This is a genomic window from Pseudomonas sp. MD330_10 (assembly GCF_042610415.1).
GTDB classification, from domain to species: domain Bacteria; phylum Pseudomonadota; class Gammaproteobacteria; order Pseudomonadales; family Pseudomonadaceae; genus Aquipseudomonas; species Aquipseudomonas rhodesiae.
In genome coordinates, this window is sequence record NZ_JBHGZU010000111.1 from 1 (window position 1) to 249 (window position 249).

A 249-nucleotide genomic window follows, 5' to 3' on the forward strand; every position below is an offset into this window, starting at 1 on the left:
GGTGAGGCGCTGCCGGTCAGCGTGCGCGCCACGTGCCTGGCCGCCCATGCCTTGCCGCCGGAGTACTAGGACCGCGCCGACGACTACATTGAGCATATCTGCCAGGAGTTGCTGCCGGCCCTGGCGGCCGAAGGCCTGGTGGATGCGGTGGATGCGTTTTGCGAATACCTGGCGTTTTCCCAGTCACATGTGGCGCGTGTTTTTGACGTCGCGCAGCAACTCGGCCTGCCGGTGAAGCTGCACGCCGAA

Annotated in this window: 1 pseudogene; it reads left to right on the forward strand. The window is 65.5% G+C overall.

Annotation, left to right across the window (positions count from 1 at the left end):
* A pseudogene (locus tag ACFZPT_RS26825) lies at nucleotides 1-249 on the forward strand (imidazolonepropionase); the annotation flags it as partial.